This is a genomic window from Flavobacterium croceum DSM 17960 (genome assembly GCF_002917885.1).
Lineage (GTDB): Bacteria > Bacteroidota > Bacteroidia > Flavobacteriales > Flavobacteriaceae > Flavobacterium > Flavobacterium croceum.
The window spans coordinates 1-15,712 of sequence record NZ_PQNY01000004.1; the positions used below are offsets into that span (position 1 = coordinate 1).

12 protein-coding genes are annotated in these 15,712 nt (G+C 30.8%); 5 read left to right on the forward strand and 7 right to left on the reverse strand.

What is annotated here, in order from left to right:
- On the reverse strand, nucleotides 1–3,873 hold a 3,873-nt coding region (locus tag Q361_RS03575), incomplete at its 3' end, for a hypothetical protein (RefSeq protein ID WP_146046976.1).
- A gap of 1,169 nt (nucleotides 3,874–5,042) precedes the next feature.
- Between Q361_RS03575 and Q361_RS03580 the strand changes: the two genes are divergently transcribed.
- Nucleotides 5,043–5,942, forward strand: a complete 900-nt coding sequence (locus Q361_RS03580; protein WP_103725352.1) for a sensor histidine kinase — start codon at nucleotides 5,043–5,045, stop codon at nucleotides 5,940–5,942.
- Between the two features lie 11 nt (nucleotides 5,943–5,953).
- The gene (locus tag Q361_RS03585; RefSeq protein WP_103725353.1) at nucleotides 5,954–6,583 is read left to right on the forward strand and encodes a response regulator transcription factor; all 630 of its coding nucleotides are present in this window, start codon (nucleotides 5,954–5,956) and stop codon (nucleotides 6,581–6,583) included.
- Between the two features lie 649 nt (nucleotides 6,584–7,232).
- Here the strand turns inward: Q361_RS03585 and Q361_RS03590 are convergent.
- Nucleotides 7,233–8,801: a T9SS type A sorting domain-containing protein gene (locus Q361_RS03590; RefSeq protein ID WP_103725354.1), complete on the reverse strand. Its 1,569-nt coding sequence runs from the start codon at nucleotides 8,799–8,801 to the stop codon at nucleotides 7,233–7,235.
- Between the two features lie 181 nt (nucleotides 8,802–8,982).
- Between Q361_RS03590 and Q361_RS03595 the strand changes: the two genes are divergently transcribed.
- On the forward strand, nucleotides 8,983–9,867 hold the full coding sequence (locus Q361_RS03595; protein WP_103725355.1) for a hypothetical protein: 885 nt from the start codon (nucleotides 8,983–8,985) through the stop codon (nucleotides 9,865–9,867).
- Between the two features lie 67 nt (nucleotides 9,868–9,934).
- Here the strand turns inward: Q361_RS03595 and Q361_RS03600 are convergent, their stop codons facing one another.
- The 5 genes from Q361_RS03600 to xrtF are packed head-to-tail and all read right to left on the reverse strand — an operon-like array spanning nucleotide 9,935 to nucleotide 13,841.
- Complete coding sequence (locus Q361_RS03600; protein WP_245874601.1) at nucleotides 9,935–10,333, reverse strand: heavy-metal-associated domain-containing protein; 399 nt, start codon at nucleotides 10,331–10,333, stop codon at nucleotides 9,935–9,937.
- A 43-nt stretch (nucleotides 10,334–10,376) separates the two neighbouring features.
- The gene (locus tag Q361_RS03605; protein ID WP_103725356.1) at nucleotides 10,377–12,380 is read right to left on the reverse strand and encodes a TonB-dependent receptor plug domain-containing protein; all 2,004 of its coding nucleotides are present in this window, start codon (nucleotides 12,378–12,380) and stop codon (nucleotides 10,377–10,379) included.
- Between the two features lie 52 nt (nucleotides 12,381–12,432).
- Nucleotides 12,433–12,831, reverse strand: coding sequence for an HYC_CC_PP family protein (locus tag Q361_RS03610; RefSeq protein ID WP_103725357.1), 399 nt, complete (start codon nucleotides 12,829–12,831; stop codon nucleotides 12,433–12,435).
- Nucleotides 12,832–12,859: 28 nt separating this feature from the next.
- Entirely contained in the window at nucleotides 12,860–13,309 is a 450-nt protein-coding gene (locus Q361_RS03615; protein WP_169929258.1) for an exosortase F system-associated membrane protein, read from the reverse strand.
- A complete protein-coding gene (gene xrtF / locus Q361_RS03620) occupies nucleotides 13,299–13,841 on the reverse strand; it encodes an exosortase family protein XrtF (RefSeq protein ID WP_169929259.1) in 543 nt (180 codons plus the stop codon). The genes Q361_RS03615 and xrtF overlap by 11 nt, the downstream gene beginning before the upstream one ends.
- Before the next feature lie 69 nt (nucleotides 13,842–13,910).
- Between xrtF and Q361_RS03625 the strand changes: the two genes are divergently transcribed.
- Nucleotides 13,911–14,369 carry a GAF domain-containing protein gene (locus Q361_RS03625; RefSeq protein ID WP_103725360.1) on the forward strand — a complete coding sequence of 153 codons (459 nt, stop codon included), beginning with the start codon at nucleotides 13,911–13,913 and terminating at the stop codon, nucleotides 14,367–14,369.
- A gap of 73 nt (nucleotides 14,370–14,442) precedes the next feature.
- Nucleotides 14,443–15,669: a cation:proton antiporter gene (locus tag Q361_RS03630; RefSeq protein WP_103725361.1), complete on the forward strand. Its 1,227-nt coding sequence runs from the start codon at nucleotides 14,443–14,445 to the stop codon at nucleotides 15,667–15,669.
- Nucleotides 15,670–15,712 lie beyond the last annotated feature (43 nt).

Sequence of the window (15,712 nt, forward strand, 5' to 3'; positions counted from 1 at the left end):
TTTTACTGATAACGATGCTGAGCCTACACCATCACCTGTAGCAGGTGCGCCACAAGAACGGTTTGCTCCTGCTGATAATGTAAGGTTAGAGCCTGAAATGAAATTACAATCGGTTTGTAATTGGAATTTTATTCCCATTAACTGATTATTAGGAACTCCACCATTATTAAGTACTCCTGGTAAACCTTGTGCTGGATAAGCTGTATGTGTGGTTAAATCTAACGTGGTAATTGTTCCTGCAACAGAAGAAGTTACTGCTTGCCAATTCCCACTTCCTACAGGATATTCTGCTTGTAACGATCCTGCTACAAAACTAGTTCCTGCTGGTAAATCTATACTGAAAGTATTATCAATAGTGTTTCCAGGACCTGCAGAATTAACTCGGTAAACATATGATAATGGTGTACATAAATTTACATTACCGCTTGGCTGACTAACAGTAACTATTTGTATTTCTGCCCCTTGAGGAACAAAAGTTAAATTTTTAGTTAATTTTCCACAAGTATAGGTAGATGGATCTGTTGGATATGAACCACAGTTCCAACCTCCTTCTACAGGAAAAGTTGTACTTACACAAGTTGAATATGTAAAGTCTATACGATAATCTTTGTGATTATTTGGTGCTATACCCGTAGTACTTAATTGTACCCAAACTCCACCTGAATAAGCTATTGGAGTATATGCTGTATTTGTAGCTACGTCTACTACTTGAGTAATAGTTACCCCTGCTGTTGTAGGAAAACTCAACCAAGTATAAGGTGCCGTTGCCAAAGATGCATTATCTAAACGTACAACAAAACTTTCGTTTGGTTTTGAAGCTTGTACAGTACCTGTTTGGTCGTTTAAAGTTAATGCTGGAGCGTTACTGTAAGTAATAGCTTTAGAAGAAGTAGCTGCCACATCATAAGTAGTTGGTTTAACAGCATCTGTAGCATAATCATAATAAAACTCTTTTGCATAATATTTAAAAACCAAAAGATCTGTATTGCTTGCAGAACCACATGTAGGTATTACTGTAGGTTGCAATGTTAAACCATAACCATTTCCTCCTAATTTTCTTACAGAATCATGTCTCCAAGTACCTGGATTAATATAAGTGTAAACATTACCCACAACTGAATCTGGTGTAATTGTTGTTAATGCTACACCACTATAGTCTTGTACTGTAGTACTTACTAACTGATACCCTACAGGCAATGTCATTTCTACTTTTTCAATATACTGCTGTGGTCTAAATTCATTTGTATATTCAAATCCTGAAGAATCAAAAAATGATGCTGTAAAGAATCCTTGGTTTGGTACTCCAGCAGTACATGCTGATAATGCTCCTATAGATTGACTATAAGTATTTGAAACACCTACTAAATACATTTCTGGAACCATAGTATTACATTGTTCTCTAACACTAGAAGTGTTAAGATTGAAAAAAGACCATGTTTTACCAGACTGAACATCGTGTTGTGGTAAATTGTTGGTTGCTACTTCATATCGAGAAAGTACTTCAACTACGTCGTTTGCTTGTAAACCTCCTATGGCTGTAACAGCAGCGGTTAAATCCCAAACAACACTTTGAACAGATGCTGTAGATGCACTTTGACTAAATGATGTAAGTGTCATAGTGGCACCTATTTGGCTACCTCCTCTTTTAATTACTACATCTATGTTTTTAGGTGTCAGCTTGTTTACAGCTCCTGCTTTATCCAAAGTAAGTTCAACAAACATATTGCTCGCCGCATTATTTTGGGTAGCGCTACCTGTTATTTCAATATCATCTAAATACAATGCTTTAGACAAATCGTAAGCTGAAATTTGAGCACGTGTTCTACGTGTAGCCAACGTATAGTCTGTCCAACCCAAAGAATTATCCGCTCTTTGAACCAAAGGCACTCCCGTAGTAGGTCCAACTGCACAAGGAGAAGGACAAAATGCTAATGAAGTAAGTGTACCGCATACTTGCTCTGCACGACAGTTACAACCTGTAACCACATTGTTTCTTTCGAATAATTTCCAAGTAATAGAATAATTACTTCCAGCAGAACAATTATAAGATAAATTTAACTTAACCCAACCCCAACCTGTAGTTGCTGTTGAAACTAAAGGAGATGTTATTGTTACTACATTTCCAACCTGTGTAAAAGTTACGGTAGAAGTAGTTCCTGTAGGGTTGTATGCTCCATTTGCCCATTTTGCAGAATTTACTGTAGTACCTGCAGGCAATGTTATTTGATATTCGTATTTAGTATTTGAAGTATTTAAATAGTTGTAAAAATCATAATAATTTATACCTATATTTACATCAAATGGTGTGCCTGGATTAATGTTTGCAGGTATATAACCCGCAGGAGTTACACTAATTTTTCTTGTAGACAAACCAGCACCACCAGAAAGCCCTGTAGTTGTAACTCTAGTGGTTTTATCACACATGGTGAAATATTTAATATCGCCCCCTATATGATCTTGGCTAACAGCTCCAACTCCACAACTCATTGGTGCACAAGTCATTTGAATTTCAATATCTAAAGTAACTGTATTTCCAGGTGGCAAATCATCATAAAAACCATCACCATCTACATCTTCTAGCCCTACACCTGCTCCATCAGGGTCTGTGGTAAAGAAATTGGATAAATCTGATGAGTGTATACGTGCACCAGCTCCTGAAGACGGAAATGTAAAAGGAACAACTACTGAATTGGTACCAGCGGCTACATTTCTTACATATGCGTTCCCTAAAGTAAGATAATTTGCAGCAATACTCCCTAATGGTACACCTCCAAAATAAACATCTCCTTTTCTTAGGATTACGTCATACATAGTAGCAGCTGCTGTATTACCAGAACCTGCATTATTGTAGGTATTTCTAATAACAAAAGGAGTACACATATCTGTATATCCTACCAAAGTCATGGTGTGTGTAGTGTAATTTGGAGTACCCGAAACCATAGAGGTAGAACCTGTACCTGTTTTTGTATCACACCAGTTTGCAGGTGCAGGATCACACCCCCAACCTGCTGCATAACTTGTAGATGCATTACATTTTAAAATTTTGTAAACTTCAGTAACAACTAAAGTTTCTCCAAAACCAAAAGTTCCACCTGTTAAATTAGAAGATGGAATGGTATAATAAGAAGTAGTTCCAGAAGTACTTGTTGGTGTAAGCACCAATGGTGTACCTGTACTACCGCTACCCCCTGTAAGTGTTACTGATACATTTTGAATACCAGAGGAAGGATAATCTATTGAAAAATAGACTTGTGAAACCGAACCACTACCTCCATTACTAATAGTAAAAGTTCTAGTGTAATTGGTGTTCATCAAAGCATTATTCTGGCTAACTGGCTGCGTAAAAGTAAACGCTGGATACGTAACCGAGTAGGTAGACGATACCTCTGTGGTTGCCGTAGCTCCTGTTATACTTCCAGTAACCGTGTCTTTAAACGCCGTACCTGCCAAAGCAGCTGTACGAGTAGCACACGTAGCTTTTCTGTCGATAGTAAAAACCAATCGATTTGCCAAAGCTAATGCATTTGGACCTACCTTAAACTTAGGTGCGTTTGGCGTTCCTCCATCGTCTACTATAGTTAATCCCGCGTTTGTACTTACTACAGCCACCGAACCCGGCACATATTCTACTCCTGCGCCTAACTGTATCGTAACAGAGGCTCCTGTAGTAGAGGCTGTTGTAACATCGAGCTGTACCTGTAATTTCGAGGACGAATTACAAACTTCCAAACTTCTAGGGTTGGAAGTAGGTGCTGATGAAAACGATGGGAAACTAATACTAAACGATGACTGAGCGACCATGCTTAGTCCACACAAAAGTGTAAACAAAAACATCATACGCTGAGTCCATCTTAAAAAATAGTTGTTTCTCATTGATAAAAAATTAATTAATAAATATTTCAACTGATCTTTTATTTATTGAATTGTCGAAGACCAAAACGACAATTTTATTATTACTATAATTACTATTAAACAGATTATATACACTAAGCATCTATAAATTCAATTTTCAATTGGGTTTATACATACAAAGTGTATTGGTTACTCTATTTTGGGGCAGATTTTTTATAAACAAATTATTTACCATACAAAAACTATTGTTTGTAAATAAACTATGCTTGCATACTACATAACACTTTACATTTAATATGATATGGTACCCTTTGTTAAGCATTTATAGTTTGTTTTGTATTTATAGTTTTACTATTATTTTGCAATTATTTATATTGTTGCTGTTTTATACGTATTCTATTTCATTAACCAGTGCTTCATATTTAGTTTAACAACCAAATACCGCAAGATTTTTGCTTCTTTTTAGAATATTTTTAGACAAATAATCGAGACAAAAGCATAAAAATTGCAAGTAAACACTAGTATTCAAACTATAATGCAAACTTAGCTTTGAAAAAAATGTAATGAAATGTTAAAGCCGTAGAGATATAATTACTACAAAATAGAATTTATACTACACAATGAGTAGTCAATATTTTAAATAACATATAGATTGTATGTGTACCACGGATTCTTTTGTGTGTTAGTAAATTCAATTTTAGAATAGAAGATTATAAGATTTGAGTAACACTGAACAGTAGATACTAATTACAGCTAATACATGAGATTTAATCTTGAAAAAAATACCCAACGCGCAACACAAGTGTATTACTAACTTTGTTATTTTTTCGTGAAAATAGTGTTTATAACCAAAAAAACAATAGTTATATCTTAATACAATCTTTAACTTATTAGGGTAAAACTTAAATAAATCACAATAAGTAATTGCATATAAATCTACAATACAGTAGTATTATTTTTATAAATACATAGTTTTGTTTCTAATACTACATATCACACTTCAACATATCTTTGAGGATATAAATAGATACGTATTTGGCGAACTATTTGAAAACCAATTAAAGGTAATTTTTACGAAAGTTTTAATTATTTACAGTATGTGCTTGTTGAAATTTTAAAAAATTAGTTATGAGGCTATAAATCAATATTAACTGTAACTTGGTGTAGAAACTTTAAATAAATCTACTATTATGTTTACAACTTATGCCCCAAGTTTACTTACTGTGTTAAGTATTAAGTGTAACCTATTAACAGGTATTGTCAAAACACCTCTTAATTGGTTTTTATTATTGCTTATAGTATTAAATATAAGCTTTTTAGAAATTTTTTATTTATTAAAGCATAGATTGCTATTAAAGAGTTTGAAAAAGAAAAATGAACTAGATAAAAAGAAAACTAGAACTAAGGATAATTTGACAGTTGAAAATTATTATTGTAAAAACGCTTTAAAAGCTATAAGCCACGACATGATAAGTCCTTTAAAATTTATGGTTTTAATTACAAAAGAACTCCAAAACTCATTATTGGTTGGAGACATACATAAATCAAAGGAATATGCCCACACACTACTTAATTCCACAACAAACCTATTTTGTTCTACAACAAACCTAATGGAATTATTGAAAGAAGATTTTAATAGACAGAACGAACATAATTTATACTCTATCAATACATTGATTAATAAAGAGATAGCTTTCTATACAGATATGGCTACTATTAAAAATAATAAAATAGAATATAATTATTCAAGCGAGATACTTATTCCAACAAATAGAAAAACTATTTCTCTAATTACTAGAAACTTGCTAGATAATGCTATTAAAAACACTAGTAATGGAAAAATAATATGTAAAACTTATACCGAAAATAAAAGTTTAATACTAGAGATTGACGACAACGGAAAAGGAATGTCTACAGAAATGATAGAGTATTACTTACAAATACAAAACAACCACATCAATACTATGCTAAACAAAAAATATGGAATAGGTATTCATTTAATAATAGAACTTTTAAAGCCATTGGGAGGAAAAATTTATTTCAAAAAAAATATCAAAGGAACTAATACTCAAGTTATAATACCACTTTAAAATCAATTAAAATGACAAAAATATTAATCGCCGATGACCATTTAGTAGTAAGAGCTGGAGTAAAAATAATATTGTCTCAAGCTTTTGATTCACTCCAAATCGAAGAAGCTCAAGATTATGAAGAAACAAAAAACAAAGTTCAAAAAACAAACTTTGATTTACTTATTCTTGATATTAATATGCCCGGTAGTAAAAATAAAGAAATGATTAAGGAGTTAAGAGAAATTGATAACAATTTAAGAATATTAATATTTTCTGGGTATGATAGCGAAACCTATGCTGTACAGTATATTATAGCTGGGGCAAATGGATATATAAACAAACTTTTTAGTGAAAATAAAATAGTCGAGGCAGTAAAATCTATTATTGAAACTGATTATTATTACCCACCTAACATAGTAAATAAAATAATTAAAGCTAGCTCAGACAAAAACCAGTTTTTACCACTAAAAAAGTTATCCAAAAGAGAATTAGAAATAGCCAATTTGCTCGTGCAAGGAGATGGAAATATTGAAATATCAAACAAATTAAACATTCAAATGTCTACTGTAAGCACTTACAAAAACAGAATTTTTGAAAAATTAAGTATTAAAAAACTCGTTGATTTAATTTACTTACTTGAAGAATCAAAACATTATTAATACAAAAGCAAAAGTCTTTTATACGTACACTAAAGGTTATTCTACAGCCCTGTAGAATGATGCCTAAAGTAGAATTTTCTAGGAAAAATTGATTTTTTTTAGTATATATTTGAACCGTAATTAATCGTTATATATAGATAATATTGCACGTTTTATTAAAAGATTAATTGCGTATAAGTTGTTTCTCATAAATACAACTTAAATTAAAATTTAATTAAAAGATGAGCTACCTAAATTAAGGTAGCTTTTCTTATTAAATTCAGTTTTGATAAAAAAGTAAAGAATATAACAATTTAAGATATCAATTATAAAATAAATATTTAATTTATTTAGGTATAATTACATCTATTTTTTATTAAATTGGGGTTAATATTACTATTTCTTTAACATCAAAAGACTAGAATCATTTCCAACAATTAATAGTTTCAAAACAATATTTTTAATTATCCCATAATAATGAAACTTATTGCTAATTTTATACCAATCAGTAAAATCAATTTCCTCATTAGTTTTACAAGGCTAATTTAAAAAATATAAAAGTAAAAAATTATCAAATATTTTTGAAAACACTGCAAAAAGTAAAGAAAAAAAACAATGAAATTTCAAAACTTCATTATTCTTAAATCAGAAAGTTTATAGTACACTACCTTTATTTTTTTATAAACTTATGATACGATGTTCCTTCAGAAGAAATTGCTTCAACAATATACATTCCCGATTGTAATGCCGAAACAGAAATTGGCGTAATTTCATTTTGAGTACTCATTTCTTTTACTACAGCTCCTGTAACCGAAACTATTTTTACTTTTATATCAGCATTATTAAAATTGTTATTTTTAATAAACAAAACATCGTTGGCTGGATTTGGATAAACAGTAAAATAGCTATCCAATATGTTTTGTGCTGTTCCTAAAGCTACACTAGTTTCTAAATAATCTGGAATTGAGTTTCCGTTTGTATCATCATCGGCTGGATTTCTATTTCCGTTGTAATCTTCGTTCATAGTCAATACACCATCTCCATCATCGTCATTATCTAGATAATTTGGAATACCATCGTTGTCTGTATCTAAAACACTATTTGTAGTCGAAGTTGCATTGGTATTTTTATTGGAATTGAAAACATACTCAATACTGGTTAATATTAAATCGCCATCGTCGTCGTTATCTATAAAATTTGGAGTACCATCAGCATCGGTATCATCATTGGCTAGATTTGTATCATTGTTTAAATCTTCTAATGATGTTGTAACATTATCTAAATCATAATCATTATCACAAGAAAATACTTTTAAATCTATCGTTACAATTTCTCCTGTACTTTTTAAACCATATATTTTTTGATTAAAAGCCGTAGTGTTTTGATACAATTCTGGTAAAGCTGTATTTACATCTACTTGACCGTTTATTATACCAGAATAAAAAGTCATACTTGGTTCATTCAAATCGGTTTTTACAACAGCCAAATTAAAAGGTTCTAATCCATCACCATCTGTTTCGCACTTCCAAAATTTATAATGATTTGCTCCAAAAGTATTGTAGAAACGCCATGCTTCATAATTTGCTGTCCAAGCCGAAGTATTTCTACCTGGTGCAGCTATAGCACTTGCACCAGTAGGATCTATTAACCCTACAACTGCTCTACCTCCATTCCAAGTAGCGCAGAGATCTTTTCTTTTTATTTGGACATCAAATTTTTCGCCATCTTCATACATAATCATTGCAAATGTACTTATAGCGCTATTGTTGCAACTAAACTGCGGATTATTACTGTATAATACGATTACTTTTCTAAAAGGTGCATAGCCTTGAATAGAATAGACTACAGATTGCGGATCGGTGGTATTTACAATAGCATTATTAATATCATGGTAACAACCTAAAAAAGCATTTTTAACGGGGAAACCTGCATTTGGAATTGTTGTATTAAAAGACCACGGAGAATTACTCCCTGCCGCATTACTATTGAATGTTATATATCCATTAGAAGAAACATTCATAAAATTATTAGTAACACCATAAAAGTTAATATTAAATGGCAAGGCAATAGGACCAGAATAAGTATCGTCTAGATTAAAAGAGATGGTAGTACTAGCCATTGTAGGAGATAACACCACATTTTGATATGGAATACTTACCACATTATAATTTGGCACTTGAGCCACAGTTGTGGCTAAACCAATAAAAAATAATAAAATTTGTAGGTAAAGTTTTTTCATGCTGTTTGGTTTTGTGTTAATAGATACCAAATATAATAAAAAATAATAATATTCTTGTTTTCAAGTGCTTATAAAAAAAATATTTCTGTTTTTATTTTTTTAGCGTAATAAGTTTCAAAATGGCATAATTTTGGTACAGTCAAACTATCAAATCTATCTGTAACATTTAACCTTATTTATTATGAAAACAAAATTATCTTTTTTTATGCTATTATTATCGATAGCAATGTATTCTCAATTGGCAGGCAAAAAAATTAAGACACCTATTACAGCTATTGACAACCATGTTTATTCTATAGGAGACAGCTTATCGATAGGTTTTCCTTCAAAAGGAGAAATTTTTCAATATGTTGGTATTTACAAATTTGAATCAGGCTTTAGTACTGCTACTAAAGTGATTGGAGTTCTTGCTGGAGATAAAGTTGAAAAAAATGAAATAGTTTTAGCAAAAAAAGATTTATCAAAATTAAAAGCTAAAATAATTCATTTTCAAGACATTAAAAACACGCTATTTGCATCTTTAGAATACAAAGATGGCTACAGAATATTAATACAGCTTAATGAGGCTTTAAAGTCTAGAGAAATAATTTCGAACAGTAAAGAGTATAATGATAAATTTCTAGAAAATACAACAGCCGATATTAATAGCGATAAAACAATTATTAAGAGTTTTAACTCAGACTATAAACTACAACTCGTATCTTGTATAGGCAACAAAAACGACCAAACTGTAACTGTAAACTTACTAGTAAGCCATAAGCTACCTCATCAAAGTATTTCCTTTGGTCATTACGTAGGGGACGGCAACAATCTTGTATACGATTTTAGTGGTAATTTTTATCCCTTAAAAAGTGTGAAATTTGGCTCAAGTAGTCAATTAGGTATTTATAACGGGAAATTACCTACAAATGTTCCTATAAATATTTCTTTAACATACAAACAAATATTACCCGAAGTAAAAGAGCTAAGTTTCTTAACCAGTAATTTTTCTTTTGGTGCGTTTGATGACTATCATAAAGAAAATGGTGTACTCGAAATATCAAATCTAAAAATAGATTGGAAATAAAAATAATAATTTAAAGACTTATTCTGCAATATACTTTTGTACAGAATAAGTCTTTTTATTTTAATAATTATTCCTTTCTAGTATACTTACAACAGCTGTGTAAATTTTCGTAATCTTCTTGGGTTGCTTTTACATTTTGGGTATCGTGACCTACTTTAGCCACGGCTGTTTCTACCTGTAGCAATGTGCATTTTTCTTCATTAATAATAAGGTGTAACAAATTATCGTCTAGGTGATATTCTGCGCTTTTAACGCCTTTTACACTGTAGGCTGCCTTCTCTATTCGCTTTTTACACAAATCGCAGTTGCCACTTACTTCTATATCGTATTTGGCGTTTTTATTTTTCTTTTCTTGGCTTAGTCCGCTTACAGAAATGAATAAAACAAAAACTAATATTACATTTTTAATTTGCATTTGATGATTTTGAATTGTTTGCAACAAACTTGTTGATAATAGTGATTTCATATCTTATATTATTTTTGTAATTTTTATTACAGTTTTTACTTATTTAATAAATTTTAAAACGCAGTCCTAGATAATACATTTGTCCAAAAACAGGTGCGTAAAGTATTGTGGTGTCAAAATGATTACTAAAAGGATTATGACTTCCTAAAATAGCTTTTTCCTGACGGTAATTTCCTATATTTTCTCCTCCAAGATACATTTCAAATTTTTTAGAAAAAATTCGAGTAAGTTGAGCATTTATCAATCCGTAAGTAGAAGAAAAACTAGGCAATTGTTCTGTTATAGGGTTTTGAGTAGTATTGGGTAATTGTTGTTTCCCTACAACATGCAATGTGGCATCGAGTTTCCAATAGGCATCATTGTTTTGGTGTGTTTCGTACTCAATATTGGCAAAAAATCGATTTTTGGGTTGCAACGGACGTTGAAAATCTCCCAACAAATAGGTTGTTTTTATGTCATAATATTTATAAGAAAATCTCATGTTTAGATGTTTTATCACATTATAATTCAAATCAAATTGCACACTATTGGCATACGATTTCCCTTTTAAATTATAAAACAATACTTCTTGCGCACTTTGCATAAGATCTACTACAACCTGATTTTTAAAATCGGTTCTATATGCATCGATTGTAAATTCTGCCGAACGAGAAAAAAGAGAAAATTTTTGATTAAAACTAAAACCGTAATTCCAAGCAATTTCAGGATTTAAACCATACAATTTTCCCGCAGAATCTAGAATAGAAAACTGCCTAGAACTCGCAAACAAATTTTGGTTTTCGGCAAAAATATTAGCTGCTCTTTTACCTCTACCTGCCGAGAATCGAAATACTCCTTTATTCCAAGCCAAATATTTTACGTGTAGTCTTGGGGTAAAAAACAAACCTAATCTATTTTGATAGTCTACTCTTGTGCCGAGTACATAGCTTAACTTTTCATTGGCATCAAAAGTATATTCTGCATATGCTCCAACACCCGAATCTATACGATTGTAGTTTGTATAGAGTGCATATTCTAGATATTTATCGGCATTAAAATTAATACCTACAGCAAACTTATGGTGTAGATTGTTAATAATCGAGTTAAAAATAAGATTGGAGTAAAAACTTTCTTGCTTGATATGGTATGTATTAAGCCCAAAATAAGATTGTTGGTTATGAAATGAATAAGCATTTTGAAAACCAATACTTTGAAAAGGCATATCTTTAAATACATAACCAATTTTTGAAGACAAATCAATGCGTTCGGTATTAATTTCAGATCCCCAATAGTTCGTTGTAAACTTATCTGTATCGGGGTTAAAACGAACATCTCCTGTTTGCTTATCGTCTTTGAGATATTTTATATTAAAAAATGTGACCCAACCTTTTTTAGCATTAGTGTACTGCCATCTATTTGTAATATTAATTTGTTTAGACAAAGGGTTATCTAAAAAATTATCATGATTCATGTCTGTTTTTCCAGTTCGTACATTAGTATGAATGTAAAAACTTGTAGCAAAATTATCTGACAACTTATGACTTACTTGTGTATTTAACTCATACCGACTACCTGTATCGGCATAAGCATTAATAAATAACGGGATATCTTTTAGAGGTTTTATTAACTCTGTATTAATTTGTCCCGATATACTTTCGTAACCATTTACTACGCTTCCTGCTCCTTTGGTTATTTGTATACTTTCTACCCAAGTTCCGGGCACAAAAGACAATCCATAAACTTGAGATGCTCCTCTTACAGAAGGAATATTCTCTTCGGCTATAAGTATATATGGGCTTGTAAGCCCCAACATTTTTATTTGTTTTGTTCCAGTAAGAGCGTCCGAAAAATTAACATCAATAGACGGATTGGTTTCAAAACTTTCTGCCAAATTGCAACAAGCAGCTTTAAGAAGCTCTTTACTGGTTACAATGGTTGTATTTCCTACTTTGTTAGTAGCTTTTTGCATGCCTTTTTGCTTGTTTTCGATAACTACTTCTTTGAGCTGCTTTTGCCCAAACGAAATAACAGAAAACAATACCAAAATAGCACTTAGGGTATGTTTCATACGAACTATTTTTACATTAAACTTTTATTATAAATCGAGTATAATGTAAAATTTATGCGTAAAAAATGTATTGATGATAGAGTTTATAAAAAGGCGGTGCATGTACTTGACAATAATACTGAGGTGTATTATTTTTAACAGGAAAATAATCTGGTCTTGATAAATAAGTAATACAAATTTCTGGAACTAAGATAGCTACACATTGAAAATCTAAAGATTGAACAATAGTATGTTCTTGTTTTTCTACAGATTTTACAATTTTGGTATCGCAACATTTTGAGTCGCGCTCTACAACTCCACAACAAGATGCTTCAATTTCATGCAAAGAAATATAAGACGAAGTGATAGAAGCAATTTCATTATCACAAAAATGAACATTAAAAGCTACTCCTACTTGAGAAAACATGAGGAATGTACTTAAAAATACAGCTATATATTTTTTGATGTTCATGCTACAAAAGTAGTTAATTATTACTTGTTTACAGCACTTTAACTTTTTTTTGATAAAAAAATGCTGGCAGTAATACTAATAATAATATTGGATGAATAATAAATCGTCTGATGTAAAAGAGTATCATTTTGTGTTCGTAAGCAAAAAATTCTAACACAAAGAAAAAAGATATCATAAGTAGCATTCCTACAATGCTGTAAACAAATACAGACACTTTACTTACAGACGCATCTTTAAAAACTATCCAAAGTAACAAAATAGATAAAATAGAATTGAGATAATACCTAAATCCTAAACTCAAAAACAACTTAACTTTATTTACATTTGGGAGTTTTGCATGAGCAAATTCTCCTTCAAAAAAGGAAAGAAAAGGATCGTAAAAAACACACTTTTCATAAGCTCTTATCAATACAAAAAGTAGTAAAACAAAAGTTACTAGTATAAATTGCTTTTTATTTTTAAAAATTCTATTTTGCATAATAAGAAAATTTATGTATCCAAACAAACCACAAAACAAACACCAAACCGTAAATAACCAACGGAAAAACAATGCCATGCAAAAAATCTTGATATGCTGGATAGTAGTATATAGATATAGACAGACAAGTTATTCTAATAATATTAACGATGTAAATTAACACGCTTCCTAAGCACATAAAAGCAAAAGTATTGATTATTTTACCTCTAAATGCTACAATAAAACTGATAAACAAAATTAATACACTTACAGCATTACAACCTTCTATAATGCGTACTACCCATTTATTGTTGTAAAAAACATTCATACAAGGTTCTGTAGTATTGGGTATTGCATAAGCATTACCATCTACAAAATTCATAAATTGTACTGTTTGAGTAGAAACTATTTTAGTAATTCCATCAACTTCATTTTTTGCCACATCATATTGCGCCAAATAATATTGATACAGAATCGTTGCTAAAATATAAACCGCAAAAAAACGAGCTAAAAAAAACAGAAAAGGTTTGTATGCTATTAAGGTTTCTTTCAAAATATTATTTTTTGTAAAATTAATTATATTCTAAAATTTTGCTGTAGTATTTTTGTAAAAAATAAAACTATGAATTTCGACGTATTAAAAAGCACTGTAACAGATATAATAGAGAATAATAATTTAGATATTGATAGTAGATTAAAAAACATCTGTAGTGTATTGCAAGAAAATGTTTCTTATTACAATTGGGTTGGTTTTTATTTTGCCAATCATGATACCAAAACACTACATTTAGGCCCTTATGTAGGTGCTGCTACAGACCATACTGTAATCCCATTTGGCAAAGGAATTTGTGGGCAAGTTGCAGAATCGAATAAAAACTTTGTTGTACCCGATGTGAGTGCTCAAGATAATTATATTGCTTGTAGTATAACTGTAAAATCTGAAATTGTAGTGCCCATTTTTGTTAATGAAAAAAATATCGGACAAATAGACATTGATAGTCATGTAATAAATCCATTTACAAAAAACGATGAGATTTTTTTAGAATTTATAGCAGAAAAAGTAGCCACCCTTTTTAAATAATAGTTAATTTGTTTTTCAATAAATTTCAAAAAACATATTCTTTGTTACATTTGCATTCTAAAAAGTAAACAAAATGCACTTTAGCCTACCCAGTTTAGAACTTCCGTTTTTTGTAAACTTATTGCTTTTACTTGTAGTAGCGCGAATTTTTGGCGAAATAATGGAGCGTTTTAAACAACCCGCTATGATTGGAGAAATTTTAGCAGGTGTTCTATTAGGCCCTTCCATGCTAAATTTTATTCATCGCACCGAAGATTTAAAGGTAATTTCAGAATTGGGTGTTTTTTTATTAGTGATTATTGCAGGGTTAGAAATTAATTTTGACGATATCATTAAATCCATTAGAGGAAAAAATATTGTAATCTCTCTTCTTGCTTTCTTTTTACCGATACTTTCAGGGTTTTTAGTAGGTCATTTTTACAATCAAGACGTACTTACCACAATTTTTATTGGTCTTTGTGTTGCTATTACCGCTTTGCCCGTTAGTGTACGTATACTCATGGATTTAGGCAAACTTAACTCACCCGTAGGGCAACGTATAATATCTGTTGCAATTTTTGACGATGTAATTGCTTTAACCGTACTCGGTATTTTATTAGATTTAAAAGATGTAGAAAAAACATTCTCTACAGTTACCTCAACTGTTGTGTTCACATTGCTTAAATTAATATTCTTTTTAGCGATAATTGCTATCACATATAAGTTTATTAGAAAATTTTCCAAACGAGAAAATTTTATAGAAAACCAACTTAACCTAATCTTATCTTATTTAAAAGGTAAAGAATCGCTCTTTGCTGTATTTTTTGTATTTATATTAATATTTGCATCTATTACCGAAAGCATTGGTCTTCACTTTATTATAGGTGCTTTTTTTGCATCAATGCTTATTTCTAAAGATTTAATAGGCGAAAAACATCTCGAAACATTCCATAATACCACCAATAGCATGGCAATGGGTTTTTTGGCACCTATCTTTTTTGCAGGGATTGGTTTAGAGTTTCAAATATCGTCTATTGAAAACTATGGATTGCTATGTGCTATTATTATTGTTTCATTTATATCTAAAATTGCTGGAGGCTTTATTGGAGGAAAATTTGTAGGTTTAAACAATCGATTTTCATTTGCCTTGGGCATAGGACTAAATGCACGTGGCATAATGGAACTTGTTATTGCAAATATCGCCTACAAATCTGGAATTATCAATATAGAAATTTTTTCTATGCTTGTTATCATGGGGCTCGTAACAACATTAGCCACGCCAATTATGCTAAAAAAATCATTAGACCGTATAACAGAATAGCATTTTTGAAATATACTTTGGATTTTAAAAAAATAAAATTACC

Excerpts from the sequence above, each read along its gene's own strand:
- Q361_RS03580 (WP_103725352.1), top strand. The coding sequence starts at position 5,043 with ATGTTTACAACTTATGCCCCAAGTTTACTTACTGTGTTAAGTATTAAG.
- Q361_RS03630 (WP_103725361.1), top strand. The coding sequence starts at position 14,443 with ATGCACTTTAGCCTACCCAGTTTAGAACTTCCGTTTTTTGTAAACTTA.
- Q361_RS03600 (WP_245874601.1), bottom strand. The coding sequence starts at position 10,333 with ATGAAATCACTATTATCAACAAGTTTGTTGCAAACAATTCAAAATCAT.
- Q361_RS03585 (WP_103725353.1), top strand. The coding sequence starts at position 5,954 with ATGACAAAAATATTAATCGCCGATGACCATTTAGTAGTAAGAGCTGGA.
- Q361_RS03595 (WP_103725355.1), top strand. The coding sequence starts at position 8,983 with ATGAAAACAAAATTATCTTTTTTTATGCTATTATTATCGATAGCAATG.
- Q361_RS03625 (WP_103725360.1), top strand. The coding sequence starts at position 13,911 with ATGAATTTCGACGTATTAAAAAGCACTGTAACAGATATAATAGAGAAT.
- Q361_RS03605 (WP_103725356.1), bottom strand. The coding sequence starts at position 12,380 with ATGAAACATACCCTAAGTGCTATTTTGGTATTGTTTTCTGTTATTTCG.
- Q361_RS03615 (WP_169929258.1), bottom strand. The coding sequence starts at position 13,309 with ATGCAAAATAGAATTTTTAAAAATAAAAAGCAATTTATACTAGTAACT.
- Q361_RS03590 (WP_103725354.1), bottom strand. The coding sequence starts at position 8,801 with ATGAAAAAACTTTACCTACAAATTTTATTATTTTTTATTGGTTTAGCC.
- Q361_RS03610 (WP_103725357.1), bottom strand. The coding sequence starts at position 12,831 with ATGAACATCAAAAAATATATAGCTGTATTTTTAAGTACATTCCTCATG.